The following is a 2382-nucleotide window of genomic DNA, read 5'->3' as shown; positions in this document are numbered from 1 at the left end:
TTCGCTCAACTGATCGAGCGCGGTGGATCTCTAGTGCGAGCGCCTGAAGCGGGGCTCGCACGGGCATCGTGGCCGGGCGGGAGATCAGTCGTATTCGCGTGCCGGGCCGGAGCGGGAGCCGGCTCCGGAGCAGGAGCGGCAGCCTCGGGCAAGGCCGCAGTCGCGGGGCTGCCCTGGAGGATCTGTCCGGCGTCCGCGAGCGGGTGCGGTTCCCCAAGCCCCGACGGGCCACCCGCTCCGGCTGCTCGCAACATTCGCGCCCGCGCGGGGGAGTTGTGGCGAGGCGGGACCGGACCCAAGCGCGGCATCACCTCCCGTGCCACTCGTTGTACAAGCCAGGGATCCATAGTTCCCGGCGGTTGATTACTCTTGGCCGTATGAGCACTCTCGAGCCCGAGCGCGGGACTGGTACGGGGACCCTCGTAGAGCCGACGCCGCAGGTGTCCCACGGCGACGGCGACCACGAGCGCTTCGCCCACTACGTCCAGAAGGACAAGATCATGGCGAGCGCCCTCGACGGGACCCCCGTCGTGGCGCTGTGCGGCAAGGTGTGGGTGCCCGGCCGCGATCCCAAGAAGTACCCCGTGTGCCCCATGTGCAAGGAGATCTACGAGTCCATGGGCTCCGGGGACGACGACAAGGGCGGCGACAAGTAGGCCCGCTGCCCGGCTGAGCTTCACGAGGCCCCTGGGGCGCGTTCCGCGCGCCCCAGGGGCCTCGTGCGTGTCACGAATTGGTTGAGACCTCTTGTGGGCGTGTTCATGCAAGCCATAGCCTCCGTTGCGTTGAGCGAAACCGTCATTGCATATGTTGCAACGTGCGCCCGGAGGATCGACTCCATGAAGCTCTCCCCCCGCTTGCCCGCCCTGCTTCTGACGGCCCTGGTCGTCACGGCCTGCGCCCCCCAGACCTCCTCCAACTCCTCCTCCGACAAGGACGACAAGACCGGCACCCTGCGCGTCTGGCTCTTCCAGGAAGTCGGCAACCAGCCGAAGAAGAAGGTCGTCGACGCCGCCGTCGCCGCCTTCGAGAAGGCCCACGAGGGCACCAAGGTCGCCGTCGAGTACATCCCGATCGAGACCCGCGCCCAGCGCGTCAAGGCCGCCTTCAACGACCCGTCCTCCGCGCCCGACGTGATGGAGTACGGCAACACCGACACCGCCGGCTATGTGAAGGACGGCGGACTCCTCGACGTCACCAAGGAGTTCGGCGCCTGGAACGAGGCCAAGGACACCGACCCCACCGCGAGGACATCGGTCACCGTGGACGGGAAGGTGTACGGCTCGCCCTTCTACGTCGGCGTCCGCGCGCTGTACTACCGGACCGACGTCTTCAAGGAACTCGGTCTGCAAGTACCTAGAACGATGGCCGAGTTGGCCGAGACCGCCCGCAGGATCCGCGCCGCCGAGCCCGAGTTGTACGGCCTGGTCGTCGGCGGCGCCTACACGTACGGCGCGATGCCCTTCATCTGGGCCAACGGCGGCGAACTCGCCACCGGCAAGGGCGGCTCGTACGCCTCCGCGATCTCCGGCGCGGCCGCCCAGAAGGGCATCAAGGAGTACACCTCGCTCTTCACCGACGACAACTGCCCCGCCGCGAAGTGCGCCGGCATGGGCGGCAACGACACGATCACCGCGTTCGCGGCGGGCAAGGCCGGAATGGCGATCGGGGGTGACTTCAGCCATACGGCGGTGGAGGCCGGGAAGGTCAAGGGCAAGTACGCGGTGGTGCCCCTGCCCGGAGTCTCCGCGGGGTCGATCGCTCCCGCGTTCGCCGGTGGCAACAACATCGGGGTGCTGAAGAGCACGTCCCACCGGACGCTGGCGGTCGAGCTGATGGAACAGCTCACGTCGAAGAAGACGCAGGCGTCGATGTTCGACGCGATGGGCTTCCTGCCGACCTTCGCGGACGTCCGGCAGCGGGTCGCGGCCCGGCAGCCGTATGTGAAGCCGTTCGCGCAGACTCTCGCGGCCGGAACGAAGTTCGTGCCCGCGTCGCCCGCGTGGTCGCAGATCGACTCCTCGCTGGTGCTGCCGACGATGTTCCAGGAGGTCATCAGCGGCAAGAAGAGCGTGGCGGCAGCCTCCGGGGAAGCGGCGAAGAAGATGAACGACGCGTTCGGATCCGTCGGGTGACCTCGGCGACCCACCGCGCCACCCGGGCGCCCTGGCTCTATCTCGCCCCCGCCCTGGTCGTCCTCGGCGGACTGCTCGTCTACCCCATCTACCAGCTCGGCCTGATCTCCTTCTTCCAGTACACCCAGGCTCAGGTCAGCGGCGGTGAACCGACCACCTTCCAGGGGTTCGGGAACTACTCGGCGCTGTTCTCCGACCCGGAGTTCTGGCAGGTGCTGCTGGCCACCGTGCTGTTCGCGGCGGCCTG

At 68.1% G+C, this 2382-nt stretch carries 2 protein-coding genes and 1 pseudogene; all 3 read left to right on the top strand.

Going from position 1 to position 2382, the window contains the following annotated elements:
- Positions 1-377: 377 nt before the first annotated feature.
- On the top strand, positions 378-656 hold the full coding sequence (locus tag JF597_RS53570) for a DUF3039 domain-containing protein (RefSeq protein ID WP_057610823.1): 279 nt from the start codon (positions 378-380) through the stop codon (positions 654-656).
- A 183-nt stretch (positions 657-839) separates the two neighbouring features.
- The gene (locus JF597_RS53565; RefSeq protein ID WP_294014305.1) at positions 840-2135 is read left to right on the top strand and encodes an extracellular solute-binding protein; all 1296 of its coding nucleotides are present in this window, start codon (positions 840-842) and stop codon (positions 2133-2135) included.
- Positions 2132-2382 (top strand): annotated as a pseudogene (locus JF597_RS53560) (sugar ABC transporter permease); the annotation flags it as partial. The gene JF597_RS53565 and the pseudogene JF597_RS53560, both read left to right, overlap by 4 nt.

It is taken from the genome of Streptomyces sp. (assembly GCF_019510245.1).
In the GTDB taxonomy this organism is placed as follows: Bacteria; Actinomycetota; Actinomycetes; order Streptomycetales; family Streptomycetaceae; genus Streptomyces.
This window is presented reverse-complemented; position numbering and strand designations above follow the sequence as displayed.

Bases quoted from the DNA above. Each gene is read 5' to 3' on its own strand.
- JF597_RS53570 (WP_057610823.1), top strand. From the start codon at position 378: ATGAGCACTCTCGAGCCCGAGCGCGGGACTGGTACGGGGACCCTCGTA.
- JF597_RS53565 (WP_294014305.1), top strand. From the start codon at position 840: ATGAAGCTCTCCCCCCGCTTGCCCGCCCTGCTTCTGACGGCCCTGGTC.